This window comes from Acinetobacter beijerinckii CIP 110307, assembly GCF_000369005.1.
GTDB lineage: Bacteria > Pseudomonadota > Gammaproteobacteria > Pseudomonadales > Moraxellaceae > Acinetobacter > Acinetobacter beijerinckii.
Map to the genome: position 1 here is coordinate 1,229,295 of NZ_KB849765.1, position 14,210 is coordinate 1,243,504.

Consider the following 14,210-nt stretch of genomic DNA (forward strand, 5'->3'; position numbering starts at 1 on the left):
ACTCCGACTCCGACTCCGACTCCGACTCCGACTCCGACTCCGACTCCGACTCCGACTCCGACTCCGACTCCGACTCCGACTCCGACTCCGACTCCAACACCTACGCCTGCCCAAGCTTTTGCTGGCACATGGGAATCAACTTACTGTAATAACTCATCATTAGGTGCATTTCGATTGGTGGTTGAAAATTATCAGACTCAAAGTAATACGCTTGATTTTGTTATAGATAGTGAGCAATACACTGAACCGCAATGCGCAGGCTCTGTTAAAGGCGATCTAAAATTAGATGGAGGTCCAACCAGTGGCTTAGTGCTTGAAAATATTGGTAATGCGATTACTGCGAATAAAACCAAATATCATACCGTTATGGTTAAAAGTCGTAGCGGTTCTCAAAGTGTTGCGGGTGTACTTGCGTTTAGAGATGCCAATACTTTTTGTTTATTAGAAAATAAACCAAATCCGGTGGGCAGTGAAATTGATCAATATGTTCAATCTATAAACTTAAATGCGACGCAGGGTGTGTGTTGGAAAAAGTCGAGCATTCAGCGATTCCAAAGAAAAGCGCCAACAACAGTAGTTTCATCAGCTAAAGCTTTATTAGCTGATGTTCAACCAAGTTTACAGAAATTACAAACGCAATTAGATACACAATCAAATGCAGGTTATCGTCTAAATCACGCGAACTTTGATACGCGGACCACATCGGAGACAGCATCTTTTGAGTTATACATTGATGCGCGAGACGATCGTAATTTATATGTAAAAGACAACTCAGCGAGTGCAGTTAAATATCAATACAAAGTTTTGGATGGTGCAGGTGCAACAGCCGCAGCACGATATGCACTATGGAAAACGCAATTAACGCAGCAGGCAAGTTTAGGCTTTATTTATAAGCAACAAGCAATTGTACGTCTTGCTGACAGTAAGCCATCCGTTTACAACAATATTTTCGAAAAACGTGTTGGCGATACTGCGATATATAGCATCTTAACCAAAGAGGTTGCTCAAACTACGGTGAAAGATAAGGCGACTTGGGAAGCAGCAGCTAATCAATTAGGTAGTCAAGGTTGCCGTATTTTCTTTGCAGAGTATATCTACGGTTCGCAGTTCGCATTTGCTTGTAGTAATAGCAGTGCGCACAACGGAACATATGAATATCGTTGGATTGCTTCAGCATCAAATGCAAAAGCAAATGAAGTTCAGGCTATTTTAGATGCTCAAAAAGCACAGGGCTTCATCTACCGTTTTGAATTAGAGTTACCAAATGGACAAGTTGGTTTTGTGTTTGAAAAAGACAGCACTCAAGCTAACTTAGCTGCTTCTGTTCAGTATAAAGTTTTTGATGATAGCATTATTGATAGTGGCGATAGCACGGCTTTGATGGATGAACGTTTAACCCACCAAGGACTTTTAGGATGGCATTTACTCGATGGGCGTTCTGTATTGGCTGAAAGTATTACCTTTGGAAATAACATGAAAACAATTTTTGTGAATCGCGCTTTACCATAATGATTCACTTAAAAAAAATCTGTGCCTCAGTGCACAGATTTTTTTATTTCAGGTTTTAATAAATACGGTCATAACCTTCGGCACGAGTTTTAAAACGCCGATGAAACCACATCCATTGCGTCGGTGCGATACGCAGTTGATTTTCAATAATTTGATTCACTCTTACTGCATCTGCAAGTTCATCTTCACTCGGCAAATTATCAACAACGGGTTCGAGCAAAACTTTGTATTGTGGATTACGAATATCACCATAGCGGTAAAAATACATAGGAATTGCAACTGCTTTCGTCATTTTAAGTAAACGACGATGCGCTGTTACCGTTGCAGCAGGAACACCAAAAAATGGTGCCATGACGCCTTGCTTTAAACCAAAATCTTGATCTGGGCTATACCAAATTGCTTCACCATCTTTGAGCTGTCGAATCAAACCACGCATATTATCGTGATCAATTTGATGATTATAAATCGTTGCCCGACAACGATAAATCAACATATCCAACATCGGATTATTCTGTGGACGATAGACCACACCGAGTTGAAAATATTGCGCGCAAAGATAACCACCTGCATCAAGTAAGGTGCTATGTGTACCTAAAAATAAAACGCCTTTGCCTTGTGCTTGTGCATTTCTAAGATGTTCTAAACCTTCGATATGATGACGATCTTTGAACCATTTTGGGCAGTACCACGCATTCAAGGTTTCAAACATGCCAATCATCATATCAACAAATACTTGTCTTGCTTGAGCTTCGACTTCAGCGGGCGACCATTCTGGAAAACAAACTTCTAAGTTTCTGAGCGTGGTTTTACGACGTGATTTCAGCAAATGCCAACATACAGCGGCTAAGCCATGAGCAATGCGCCATTGAATTGCCCAAGGCAGTATTGCCAATAACATTAAAAATGTAATGGCAATCCAGATTTTCCAGTATTTAGGTAATAAAAATTCCCATCGAAATTCGCCAGGAATATAAGACTGATGTTGGCTCATAGATCTTAGAAATGTGAATTAAGTTGAATTTTTGAGAAGTGTATCACGAAGTGTGTTTTTAATTCTCACTTGTAACATCAGATTCCATTTATTCTATTGTAAAGTACGTGTTTAAAAGAAAAAGTATAGACTAAAAATTGAAAAAAATAATTATTGAAAAAGGTGATATCACTCAAATAGAGGTTGATGCAATCGTGAATGCTGCGAATACTTCATTGTTAGGTGGTGGCGGTGTAGATGGAGCAATTCATCGTCGAGGTGGTGCGGAGATTTTGGCGGATTGTCAGAAAATTCGTGCCAAACAAGGTGGCTGTGCGATAGGTGAGGCGGTTATTACTACGGCTGGAAAGCTTCCTGCACAATACGTTATTCATACTGTTGGACCCACTTGGATAGGTGGTCAAAACAATGAAGAGAAATTGTTGGAAAATGCTTATCGGAATAGCTTTAGACTTGCCGAAAGTTTGGAACTGAAATCTATGGCTTTTCCGAATATTTCAACAGGAATTTATCGTTTTCCTAAACAGCTCGCTGCCCAAATTGCACTGAAAATAATTCATGAAGAACTCATTCAAAGTCAATTCGTACAGGAGGTGGTTTTTGTCTGTTTTGATGATGAAAATTTTAATCTTTACCAATTGCTTAAAACTGATTTTTCTTTAAATAATCAGCTTTAAAAACTAAGTGACTATACCCCGAAGAGATAGTCACTTTGGTCTGTTTTAGTTACCCTTAGACATGTTTTCTAAGATGTCCCAACGTTCCAACTTTTCAAGTAGAGATTCTTCAATCTCTGCAAGGCGTTGACTCGCTAAAGTCGCTGCATTCGCGTCAGAAACAAACCAAGAGCCATCAGCAAGCTTCGCTGAAAGTTCTGCTTGTTCTTTTTCAAGTTTTTCCATTTCAGCAGGGAGTTGTTCTAACTCACGTTGGTCTTTATAACTGAGTTTGACTTTTTTAGGCGCTGATGCAGCAGCGGCGGCCGCTTCTGCTTTGGCTTGCGCTTTCTTAACATCACTTTTTTGATCGACAACTTTGTCATCTGGGCGTTGTTCTAAATAATCTTGATAACCACCAACGTATTCATCAATATTGCCTTTGCCGTCAAAAACCCACGTTGAAGTCACGACGTTATCCATAAAGGCGCGGTCATGCGAGATCAATAACAAAGTGCCTTTATACTCAGATAACATCTCTTCAAGTAACTCAAGTGTCACCATATCTAAGTCATTGGTAGGCTCATCCATCACGATTAAGTTCGATGGTTTCAATAACAGTTTTGCCAATAAGATACGGTTTCTCTCACCACCCGAAAGCGCTTTCACTGGTGTACGTGCACGCTCTGGTGAGAATAAAAAGTCTTGTAAATAACTATAGATATGACGACGGTTACCATTTACATCAACAAAGTCAGAACCTTCAGAAACGTTTGCCATCACTGTTTTTTCAAGGTCTAAGGCGTTACGTAACTGATCAAAATAAGCAACTTCTAATTGAGTACCTGTTTTAACTGAACCTGCGTGTTCAATTTCACCCAAAATAGCTTTAATCAGTGTGGTTTTACCGACACCATTATCGCCCACTAAACCGATACGATCTCCACGAAGAACCAGTGCTGAGAAATCTTTGATAATCGGAGCATTATCGCCAAAGGTGACACTTAAATGCTCAATCTCGAATACCAATTTACCTGAACGATTGGCATCTTGGGTCGCCATGCTCACTTTACCTTGTTGTGAGCGGCGAGCTTTCGATTGCTCACGTAAATCTTTTAGTGCACGAACACGACCTTCATTACGTGTACGACGAGCCTTGATGCCTTGACGAATCCATGCTTCTTCTTCAGCTAATTTTTTATCAAATAAAGCATTTTGTTTTTCTTCTGCTTCCATTTGCTGTGCTTTAAGATCTAAGTAACGTGAATAGTTACCTTCATAGCTACGTAAAATCCCGCGATCTAGTTCAACAATACGGGTTGCAATGCTATCCACAAATGAACGGTCATGTGAGATAAATAATAAGGTTAGATTATTCTGATCAAGCAGGAATTTCTCTAGCCATTCAATACTTTCAACATCTAAATGGTTCGTCGGCTCATCGAGTAATAGCACATCTGGTTGAGTCAGTAAGGCACGCGCCAATAACACGCGACGTTTACGACCACCCGATAAATCTGCAAGATCGGCATTTGGATCAAGTCCCATTTTACTGAGAATCGAATTTACTTTGTTTTCTAATGCCCAACCATCAAGCTGATCAAGCTTGTGTTGTAACATTCCCATATGATCACAGGCTTCCATATCACCCAACACACAAGCATCACTTGCCTCGTGGTACGCTTTAAGTACAGCTGCCGCTTCACCTGCGCCATCTGCCACGATATCAGCTACTTTGCCTGAGTCCATTGGTACATCTTGGGCTAACATTGAAACAGTTAAACCATTTTGAATTGAAACTTCACCTGTATCAGGCAATAAGCTTCCCTCAATCAGTTTAAGTAAAGTAGACTTACCTTCACCATTACGACCGATTAAACAGACTCGTTCGCCACGTTCTAGGTTAAAGTTCGCGCCGTCGAGTAGGGCTGGTCCGCCAAATGCGAGATGGACATCCCTTAAAGTAATATAGGCCATAATGTTTCCTAAAAGCTCAGATGAGGTCTGAAATGACTAAACAACAAAATTTTGGTGATCACGCGCCATTGTCCGCACCCATTGAAGATTTGCAAGTCCGAATTGCATTTTTAGACGATTTAGTTGAACAATTAAATGAACAGCTCGCAATTCAGACTCAAGAAATCGCTATTTTAAAGAAACAAATGCAGCTTTTATACCAACGCGTTGAATCTTCAGATTTGTCAGAAGGCATTGCGCCGTTTGATCCAATCAGCAACAAACCACCGCATTATTAAGCCATGGTAAGTGTAAGACTTACCATGGAACTCATTTTTGGTGGTCTAGAAACCATGTAGAACGATTTTCCCTTTGGTTGAACCACTTTCAATTTGTTGATGTGCTGTTATTAAGTTTTCAGCATTTATGGGTGATAAAACTTGGTTAACCGTGGTTTTAATTTGTCCATCATCAACTAACTGAGCCACCTGATTCAATAGTTCGCTTTGTTTGATCATATCCATAGTTTGAAACATTGAACGTGTGAACATAAACTCCCAATGAACTGAAACCGATTTTGATTTAAAGAGTTTAATATCAAGCTGTTCTGGGTCATCAATTAAACCAAAATGCCCTTGAGGTGCGATCAATTCAGCAATATCTGCAAGATGTTGATCTGTTTGTGTTGTTGAAAATACATATTTGGGTGCATTTAAATTCAATTGTTTGATTTGTTTAGCTAAAGGTTGGCGATGATCGAGGACATAATCTGCACCCAGTTGCTCAACCCAAGTTTTTGTTTCGGAACGAGAAGCGGTGCTGATAATCTTTAAGTTGGTCAATTGCTTAAGAAGTTGAATCGTAATTGAGCCTACACCCCCAGCACCACCAATGACTAAAATAGTTGTATTTTCTGCGGCTACTTTGGGAACTTGTAAGCGATCAAAGAGCATTTCCCAAGCGGTAATGGCTGTTAATGGTAACGCGGCGGCTTGTTCAGCGTTTAAAGATTGAGGTTTATGCCCCACGATACGCTCATCAACCAATTGCAACTCACTATTACTTCCTTGCCGATTTAGCGCACCTGCATACCAAACCTCATCACCTACCTTAAAATTGCAAACATTTTCCCCGATAGCCTCTACAATACCAACAGCATCCCAACCTAAGACTTTCCATTGATCATGTTCCACACTTACATGCTTACGAATTTTGGTGTCAACTGGATTTACAGAAATTGCTTGAACTCGAACCAATAGATCATATCCCTGTACAATAGGGGACTGGATTTCAATATCGATCAGTGCCTGCTTTGAAGTTATTGTATTTGCTTGTTGATACGCTACAGCTTTCATCATCTTTGTTCCGCTTGATAGGAGTTTGAGCATAGCGTAGGCTTATATTTTGTGACTACAGACAAATAACGCTCATAGTGTCAAAAAGGATACTGTAAAATGGCAAAAATTCGACATTCGAGTTTTGATTGTTCTCCTGGTTGTTCAGTTGAAGCGGCGATTAGCTTAATAGATGGTAAATGGAAAACGGTGATTTTATGGCATCTATTGAACGAAGGGACTTTAAGATTTAATGAAATTAGGAAACGTGTTCCAAGCATTACCCAGAGAATGTTAACCAATCAGCTGCGCGAATTAGAGCAAGATGGCATCATTCACCGTGAGGTTTATCCTCAGGTACCGCCAAAAGTTGAATATAGTTTGACAGAATTGGGTCATAGTCTAGAGCAGATATTAATTGCTTTAAAAACTTGGGGAGATGCTCATTTAGATCAATTTGGTAAATTATCGTTAACCCAATAAAGTTTAAATCGTTTTGCATACCTCAATAAAAGGTTTTTATTTTTCAAAATGGGTCTTTTAACACTGAAAAATGATTTCAGTATTATTTTCATGTTGTAACTTGCGTTTTTGATTCAACTTATGTAACGCTAATAAAAGGAAGTTTTGGGCTACTTTATGAGTAATGTTGGAATTTGGATAACTGTTGCCATTGTACTGTTTGTACTTGGTTCAATTTTTGGCTTACGTGTTAGCCCAAGAGAAAAAGCATTGGGAATGATGCGCGATCAAGCACGCAAAATGGGATTGCACCCGCGTTTGATTGTCGCACCTGAATGGACCAATATTCCGATGGCATCTGAAAAGCGCGCCAGTATGGTGGCTTATTATAGCGTGCTTATTCCTGATGCTCGTTTAGCATTGATGCGGGCAAAAGTTGTTGATGGCAAACTTCAAGTTGTGCAAGGTGATCAGAAATTTAATGACTTACCCATTGCATTAAAAGGAGTTTATGCTATTGATATGCAGGCAAACTGTGTGGGAGTGTATTGGGATGAAGAAACCGATCTCCGTGCCACCCAACTTGACGCAATGAAAACGTATTTACACGAACTAGCACAACGCTAATTATTTGATTGATCATAGGAAAAACGATTTATTATGGCGAATACTCCACGCTCTGCTTCAAAAAGCACAGCAGCACCAGCCTCTGCTGCAACGAAACGTGCCTTAGTGATTGTGGAGTCGCCTGCAAAAGCGAAAACAATTAATAAATATCTAGGGTCACAATTTGTGGTGAAGTCGTCGGTGGGTCATGTACGTGATCTACCAACAGGCGGTGGGGCAAAGTCTACTGAAAAAAAGCCTGTAACACGCGCTAAACTTACAGAAGAACAGAAAGCTGAGAAAGCTCAAACTGCACTCATTAATCGTATGGGTGTTGATCCTGAACATGACTGGATTGCGCATTATGAAGTGCTTCCAGGTAAAGAACATGTCGTCGCTGAACTGAAAAAACTTGCCAAAGATGCTGATGCTATCTATCTCGCAACGGATTTGGATAGAGAAGGGGAAGCGATCGCGTGGCATTTAAGAGAAGTCATTGGTGGTGATGATAGCCGTTATCATCGTGTGGTATTCAACGAAATTACTAAAAATGCTATTCAAGAAGCATTTAAACAACCTACTCGTTTAGATATTAATCGTGTCAATGCTCAACAAGCACGTCGTTTTCTTGACCGTGTTGTGGGCTTTATGGTGTCACCCTTACTATGGGAAAAAATTGCACGTGGTTTATCTGCAGGGCGAGTTCAGTCTGTTGCTGTTAAATTAGTAGTTGAGCGTGAACGCGAGATCCGTGCTTTTATTCCAGAAGAATACTGGCAAGTTTTTGCAGATACCATTTCAAAGAAAGAAGACATTCGCTTAGAAGCGGTTAAGCAAGCAGGTAAAACACTTAAGCTTAAAAATAAAGCCGAAACTGATGCCTTACTCAGTGTATTAAAAGATGCTGAATATAAAGTGGCTTTGCGTGAAGATAAACCAACCAAAGTTAATCCGAGCGCCCCTTATATCACTTCAACCTTACAACAAGCGGCGAGTACGCGTTTAGGTTTCTCAGTCAAGAAAACCATGATGTTGGCGCAACGTTTATATGAAGGTGGTTTTATTACCTATATGCGTACTGACTCAACCTTTTTGAGTGATGACGCTGTAAGTATGGTACGTAACCACATTCAACAAAATTTTGGCGAGAAATACGTTCCAGCTAAACCAAATCGTTATGGCAATAAAGCGGGTGCGCAAGAAGCGCATGAGGCCATTCGTCCATCTGATGTTGTATTAACTGGCGATAAGCTTGCAGGCGTAGAACGTGATGCACAGCGTTTATATGATCTGATTTGGCGTCAATTTGTGGCTTGTCAAATGACACCAGCTGAATATTTATCTTCAACTTTAACGGTTGAAGCCGCCAATGTAGAGTTGAAAGCGAAAGGTCGTACACTGGTATTTGATGGTTTTACAAAGGTTCGTGGCGCAAATAAATCGGATGATGATGTCTTACTTCCTGCTGTAAAAGTTGGTGAAGTACTGAAATTAGAAAAGCTTGATCCGAGCCAACATTTTACCAAGCCGCCTGCGCGTTTTACTGAAGCATCTTTAGTTAAAGAATTAGAGAAAAAAGGCATTGGTCGTCCATCGACATATGCTGCGATTATTTCAACGATTCAAGATCGTGGCTACGTTAAGCTTGAAAATCGCCGTTTATTCGCTGAGAAGATGGGTGAAATTGTTACAGATCGTCTAGATGAAAGCTTCAATAACCTGATGAATTATGCATTTACGGCTGATTTAGAAGGACAACTTGATAAGGTTGCAACAGGCGAACGTAATTGGAAAGACCTATTAGATACATTCTATGGCGACTTTAAAAAGCGTTTGACCAATGCACAAGGTGAAGACGGTATGCGCCGTAATCAACCTGTTGAAGTGGCTGATGTGGCTTGTCCTGAATGCTCGCGTCCTATGCAAGTTCGTACAGGAACTACAGGGGTGTTCTTAGGATGCTCTGGTTATAATTTGCCACCGAAAGAGCGTTGTAAAGGTACTTTAAATCTTACACCTGTCGAATCATTGGCTGCATTATCGGATGATGATGGTGCTGAAACTGCCGATCTCATGTCAAAACATCGCTGTCCAAAATGTGGTACAGCAATGGATAGTTATGTGGTTGATGGTGGTCGTAAATTACATGTTTGTGGTAATAATCCAGATTGTGATGGCTACGAACTTGAAGAAGGCGAATTTAAAATCAAGGGCTATGATGGCCCGACCATTCCATGTGATAAATGTGATGGTGAAATGCAGCTAAAAACAGGTCGTTTTGGTCCGTATTTCGCTTGTTCAAGCTGTGATAATACTCGTAAGGTTCTCAAGAGTGGTCAACCTGCTCCACCGCGTGTAGACCCAATCAAAATGGAACATTTGCGTTCAACCAAGCATGATGATTTCTTTGTGTTGCGTGATGGCGCTGCTGGTCTGTTCTTGGCTGCAAGTAAATTCCCGAAAATTCGTGAGACACGAGCACCAAAAGTGGCAGAGCTACGTAGTGTTGCAGATCAACTCGATGCTAAATATCAATTTTTACTACAAGCACCTGATGTCGATCCTGAAGGTAATCCAACTGTCGTGAAATTTAGCCGCAAGAACCAAGAGCAATATGTAGGTTCTGAAACAGCAGAAGGTAAGCAAACCAAGTGGAGTCTTGTTTTCCAAAATGGAAAATGGGTTGAAGCCAAATAGTGATAAAATTAAAATGCTAGCAACTCGCTAGCATTTTTTATTAAACGAATAAAATAAGAATAGAAGATTTATTGGGGTGAGATGCATGTGGAAAAATATTCGAGTTGCATGTTTATTGATTGTATTGTTGATAGTCGCTGTGAATGCTTATCGCGATCAAAATCAGGATTGGAACCAACCGATTAATATTTTGCTACACCCAATTAATGCTGATGGACTTCCGACCACTGAAAAATATATTCAACAACTACAGTTGGATGATTTTGCGGAAGTAAAACATTATTTAGAAAAAAATAGTCAGCAATATCGTGGGCAAAGTAGTTACTTTATGGTTCAGGTTGGGCGTGAGTTATCTGAAACACCACCAAAAATGTCAGAACAACCTAGTATTTTAAATAACATTTTGTGGAGCCTTAAATTTCGCTACTATGCGTGGAAACAGCATGAGTCTATCGATGGTTCACCGAGTTTAACCCTATATTTAAACTTTTATGATCCAAAACAAACGCGAGAGTTAAAGCATTCAACGGCATTGGAGCGAGGGCGAATTGGCTCAGTTAATTTATTTGCTTCACTGAAACAAGCGGATCAAAACAATGTGGTCTTAGTGCATGAATTGCTTCATGGATTTGGTGCAACCGATAAATATAATCTAAACACTGGAGAACCTATTTTTCCAATCGGTTATGCTCAATACGATAAACAGCCTTTATATCCGCAAACTGAGGCTGAAATTATGGGTGGTAGAATTCCTTTATCAGAACATAAAAGTAAAATGCCAAATGATTTAGAGCAAACCGTTGTTAGTGTGCTAACCGCGCAGGAAATTGGCTGGATTAAATAAATTGTGGATAAGTTTCGACTTATCCATAAATGAAAAACTAAACAAAAATGAGTGTAATCAAAACTGTGCTTTTCTGACATTTCGTCATTATTTATCAACATCCTTTATACAATATCGTCAGTAAAACAAGCTCAAAATAAAGCTATAACATTGATGATAAAAGAGTAAATAATGATGAAAACAGTGGGTAACGATCTGATTCGCAATCAACTACACGCAGATCGTAAATGGTATCTGTTATTGGGTACATTATTGGTTGTTTTTGGTTTGGTTCTTTTAGCAGCACTACCTTTCGCAACACTTTCCGCAGTTCTGCTATTTGGTGTACTGATGATGCTAGGTGGAATTTTACATTTTATTGCAGCATTTGTGGTATTTAAAGGCGGCACGCGTTGGTTATGGGCAATATTCGGCATTTTGTATATTGCAGCAGGATATTTTGCTTTCACCACACCAGTTATTACAGCCGTCGTTTTGACTAATTTACTGGCAATTGCGTTGATTATTGCGGGGATCATTCGTACGGTGAATGCCTTTATTTTGAGACCCATTTCCGGTTGGGGATGGATACTCTTTTCAGGCGTATTAACACTTTTAACTGGTATTTTGATTTTATCATCATCGGATTCACCATTTTGGGTGCTCGGTATGTTCCTTGCAATTGATATTTTATTCCAAGGGATTAACTACTTAACTTTTGCTAACGCAATTAAACAGCTTCCACATAGTTCAACGACGCTTTAATTCAATGATAATTATTCGAAATTTAAGAGCATGTTGATACATGCTCTTTTTGTTTTTGTAGTTGAAAACCGCGATGCAGTTTTAGTCTGCTAAAATAGCGCTTCATTTCTTATTGACCAATTTTATGACGCTTGCCAAGCTAATTGATGAACTCAACCCTCAACAAAAACAAGCCGCCACTACAGTTGCGCAGAACTGTTTAGTTTTAGCAGGGGCTGGGTGTGGAAAAACTAAGACCATCGTGGCAAGAGCAGCATATTTAATTGATCAAGGTTTGCCAGCACAACAAATCCAAATTTTAACCTTTACTCGTCGTGCAGCTAGTGAAATTATTACTCGTGTAGAACAACACATGGGGGCACAAGCAAAAGGTTTACGTGCTTCAACATTTCATACCTTTTGTATGTATTTATTGCGTCGTAATCCACGTGCTTTTGGCTTGACTCAATTCAGTATTATTGACCGAGATGATCAATTACTGATGTTTCGTTTATTACGAGGTAAAGATAAAGGCAATGTTTTACCCAAAGCGGCTGAGCTGTGTGATTTATATTCTTATGCCCGCAATACTAAAACCAAATTATCTGATGCTTTGATTAAGCAATTACCGCAAGCTATTGAACATAAGGCCCCAATTGTTGAACTCATGAAGGCTTATGAACAACGTAAACAAGAACGTAATTTTCTTGATTATGATGACATTCTCTCCATCGTGGCAGTGCATTTACAAAATTCATTAGAGTTAGTGAAATGGGTGACAGGGTTTTGTTCAGCATTATTGGTTGATGAGATGCAAGATACCAACCCACTGCAATGGGCATTATTACAGCCCTTGGTGGGTAAGGTAAAATTATTCTGTGTAGGGGATGATGCACAATCTATTTATGGTTTTCGTGGTGCTGACTTTGAAAACATTCACCATTTTAAAGAGCGTGTTCCAGATGTTGAAGTGCTGACACTGGAAATGAATTATCGTTCAACCCAAGGCATTTTAGATTTATCCAATTGGTTACTCGAACAAAGTCAGATTGAATATGATAAACATTTGCGAGCTTATCGAGGACATGGCTTAAAACCACAGTTGCACATCCTCAGCAATGAATTTGAAGAAGCCAATTGGATTGTGCAAGATCTGAATCAACGGCATACCCAAGGTGCTGCTTGGGCAGAGCATATGGTTCTGTTACGTTCGGGTTTTAGTGGTCGTTATTTAGAAGGGGCTTTAATTGCGGCGAATATTCCATATCGATTTATTGGTGGGGTGAAATTACTTGAATCGGCGCATGTGAAAGATGTTTTGAGTTTACTTCGAGTCAGTGTTAATCCACAGGATGATTTAGCTTGGATGCGTTTTCTGACGTTGTGGGATGGCGTGGGTGATGTGGGTGCAAGTAAATTAGCGCAAGAACTGATTCAACTCCCTGATATTGAAGCGCGTTGTCAGCGATTAGAGCGACATGGCAAAGTGCCACAGCAAGCCATTTTGATCTTAATGCAATTGGATGTATTACAGCAGCATGTTGAAGCTTGTATCGGTTTGGCTTTGGATGCGTTGAATGAACAATTAGAAAATAATTACAAAAGCAAAGATTGGTCGCGCCGAGTCAAAGATTTTGACCTCGTGAAACAGTTAGCACGCAAGCATCATGCGCTTGGAGAATTTTTAGAAGAATACGTACTTGATCCCATATCAATTTCAGAAATTGATAAAACACCTGATCAAGACTTAGTCACTTTAATTACAATTCATTCTGCAAAAGGCGCAGAGCAAAAAGTCTGTTATGTTCCGCATGTGTCTCCAAACCAATATCCACATGCACGGGCTCAAGGCGATTTTGACGATGTGGAAGAGGAGCGCCGTGTGCTATATGTGGCATTAACACGTGCTGAAAATGAGTTGATTTTAACCAAACAAAATTTAAATTTATGGTCACAAGACCAATATGATGAGTTGGGTAGAAAGATAGAAAGCTACTTTCTGAATGATTTACCTCAACATTTAGTGGATACACACATTCATCGTGAGATTCCTCGTGCATATGGTCAAGCGAATCGCGTTAGACCCAATACAATCAATTTAGGTTTTGGCATAGATTTCGATTAAACTAGAACGATTCATTTCTTTTGATTCATCTCGTGGTGAATCATCTTTAGGTTTTAGCATGAAAATTTTAGTTCGCAATTTAGATCGTTTGGTGACAGACGCAGAAATCCTCGACTTATTTAAAGCATATGGCAAAGTAGAGTCTTGCGTGGTGGTTAAAGACGCTGAGACGGGTAAATCGAAAGGTTTTGGTTTTGTAGAAATGCCAAATCCTCGTGAAGCGATTAAAGCTGTGAAAGGTTTAAATACTTTAAAACTAAAAGGTTATGGCATTAAAGTAAAAATAGCGGAAGATAAAGCTTAACTT

General features: G+C 39.7%; 13 protein-coding genes. 10 read left to right on the plus strand and 3 right to left on the minus strand.

Annotated elements, in window-relative coordinates; translation table 11 throughout:
* Nucleotides 1-1,509 (plus strand): PT dipeptide repeat lipoprotein (locus tag F933_RS11340; protein WP_005061266.1); only part of this gene is annotated, 1,509 nt, incomplete at its 5' end.
* A gap of 55 nt (nt 1,510-1,564) precedes the next feature.
* Here F933_RS11340 and F933_RS11345 read toward each other — a convergent pair.
* Nucleotides 1,565-2,500 (minus strand): LpxL/LpxP family acyltransferase, encoded by a 936-nt coding sequence (locus F933_RS11345; protein WP_005061268.1) that lies wholly within the window; start codon nt 2,498-2,500, stop codon nt 1,565-1,567.
* A 137-nt stretch (nt 2,501-2,637) separates the two neighbouring features.
* Between F933_RS11345 and F933_RS11350 the strand changes: the two genes are divergently transcribed.
* On the plus strand, nt 2,638-3,177 hold the full coding sequence (locus tag F933_RS11350; protein WP_005061270.1) for an O-acetyl-ADP-ribose deacetylase: 540 nt from the start codon (nt 2,638-2,640) through the stop codon (nt 3,175-3,177).
* Nucleotides 3,178-3,222: 45 nt separating this feature from the next.
* On the opposite strand, the gene F933_RS11355 is transcribed toward F933_RS11350, so the two are convergent.
* A complete protein-coding gene (locus tag F933_RS11355; RefSeq protein WP_005051278.1) occupies nt 3,223-5,133 on the minus strand; it encodes an ATP-binding cassette domain-containing protein in 1,911 nt (636 codons plus the stop codon).
* A gap of 32 nt (nt 5,134-5,165) precedes the next feature.
* On the opposite strand from F933_RS11355, the gene F933_RS11360 reads away from it, so the two are divergent.
* Nucleotides 5,166-5,411 carry a SlyX family protein gene (locus F933_RS11360; RefSeq protein ID WP_005061275.1) on the plus strand — a complete coding sequence of 82 codons (246 nt, stop codon included), beginning with the start codon at nt 5,166-5,168 and terminating at the stop codon, nt 5,409-5,411.
* Nucleotides 5,412-5,456: 45 nt separating this feature from the next.
* On the opposite strand, the gene F933_RS11365 is transcribed toward F933_RS11360, so the two are convergent.
* Nucleotides 5,457-6,467, minus strand: a complete 1,011-nt coding sequence (locus F933_RS11365) for a zinc-binding alcohol dehydrogenase family protein (protein ID WP_034710988.1) — start codon at nt 6,465-6,467, stop codon at nt 5,457-5,459.
* A gap of 99 nt (nt 6,468-6,566) precedes the next feature.
* Here F933_RS11365 and F933_RS11370 point away from each other — a divergent pair, with 99 nt between their 5' ends.
* The 7 genes from F933_RS11370 to F933_RS11400 all read left to right on the plus strand — a co-directional run bounded on the left by F933_RS11370 (nt 6,567) and on the right by F933_RS11400 (nt 14,207).
* A complete protein-coding gene (locus F933_RS11370; RefSeq protein WP_005061278.1) occupies nt 6,567-6,929 on the plus strand; it encodes a winged helix-turn-helix transcriptional regulator in 363 nt (120 codons plus the stop codon).
* Nucleotides 6,930-7,085: 156 nt separating this feature from the next.
* Nucleotides 7,086-7,535, plus strand: a complete 450-nt coding sequence (locus F933_RS11375; protein WP_005061280.1) for a hypothetical protein — start codon at nt 7,086-7,088, stop codon at nt 7,533-7,535.
* Between the two features lie 33 nt (nt 7,536-7,568).
* A complete protein-coding gene (gene topA, locus F933_RS11380) occupies nt 7,569-10,211 on the plus strand; it encodes a type I DNA topoisomerase (RefSeq protein WP_005061282.1) in 2,643 nt (880 codons plus the stop codon).
* Between the two features lie 85 nt (nt 10,212-10,296).
* Complete coding sequence (locus tag F933_RS11385) at nt 10,297-11,055, plus strand: hypothetical protein (protein WP_005061284.1); 759 nt, start codon at nt 10,297-10,299, stop codon at nt 11,053-11,055.
* 171 nt (nt 11,056-11,226) lie between these two features.
* Nucleotides 11,227-11,799: an HdeD family acid-resistance protein gene (locus tag F933_RS11390; RefSeq protein WP_005051294.1), complete on the plus strand. Its 573-nt coding sequence runs from the start codon at nt 11,227-11,229 to the stop codon at nt 11,797-11,799.
* Between the two features lie 124 nt (nt 11,800-11,923).
* On the plus strand, nt 11,924-13,903 hold the full coding sequence (locus F933_RS11395; protein WP_005061287.1) for an ATP-dependent helicase: 1,980 nt from the start codon (nt 11,924-11,926) through the stop codon (nt 13,901-13,903).
* 58 nt (nt 13,904-13,961) lie between these two features.
* Nucleotides 13,962-14,207 (plus strand): RNA recognition motif domain-containing protein, encoded by a 246-nt coding sequence (locus F933_RS11400; protein ID WP_005051299.1) that lies wholly within the window; start codon nt 13,962-13,964, stop codon nt 14,205-14,207.
* The last annotated feature ends 3 nt before the right edge of the window (nt 14,208-14,210 follow it).

Bases quoted from the DNA above. Each gene is read 5' to 3' on its own strand.
- F933_RS11400 (WP_005051299.1), top strand. From the start codon at position 13,962: ATGAAAATTTTAGTTCGCAATTTAGATCGTTTGGTGACAGACGCAGAA.
- F933_RS11370 (WP_005061278.1), top strand. From the start codon at position 6,567: ATGGCAAAAATTCGACATTCGAGTTTTGATTGTTCTCCTGGTTGTTCA.
- F933_RS11355 (WP_005051278.1), bottom strand. From the start codon at position 5,133: ATGGCCTATATTACTTTAAGGGATGTCCATCTCGCATTTGGCGGACCA.
- F933_RS11390 (WP_005051294.1), top strand. From the start codon at position 11,227: ATGATGAAAACAGTGGGTAACGATCTGATTCGCAATCAACTACACGCA.
- F933_RS11365 (WP_034710988.1), bottom strand. From the start codon at position 6,467: ATGAAAGCTGTAGCGTATCAACAAGCAAATACAATAACTTCAAAGCAG.
- F933_RS11375 (WP_005061280.1), top strand. From the start codon at position 7,086: ATGAGTAATGTTGGAATTTGGATAACTGTTGCCATTGTACTGTTTGTA.
- F933_RS11345 (WP_005061268.1), bottom strand. From the start codon at position 2,500: ATGAGCCAACATCAGTCTTATATTCCTGGCGAATTTCGATGGGAATTT.
- topA (WP_005061282.1), top strand. From the start codon at position 7,569: ATGGCGAATACTCCACGCTCTGCTTCAAAAAGCACAGCAGCACCAGCC.
- F933_RS11360 (WP_005061275.1), top strand. From the start codon at position 5,166: ATGACTAAACAACAAAATTTTGGTGATCACGCGCCATTGTCCGCACCC.
- F933_RS11395 (WP_005061287.1), top strand. From the start codon at position 11,924: ATGACGCTTGCCAAGCTAATTGATGAACTCAACCCTCAACAAAAACAA.
- F933_RS11385 (WP_005061284.1), top strand. From the start codon at position 10,297: ATGTGGAAAAATATTCGAGTTGCATGTTTATTGATTGTATTGTTGATA.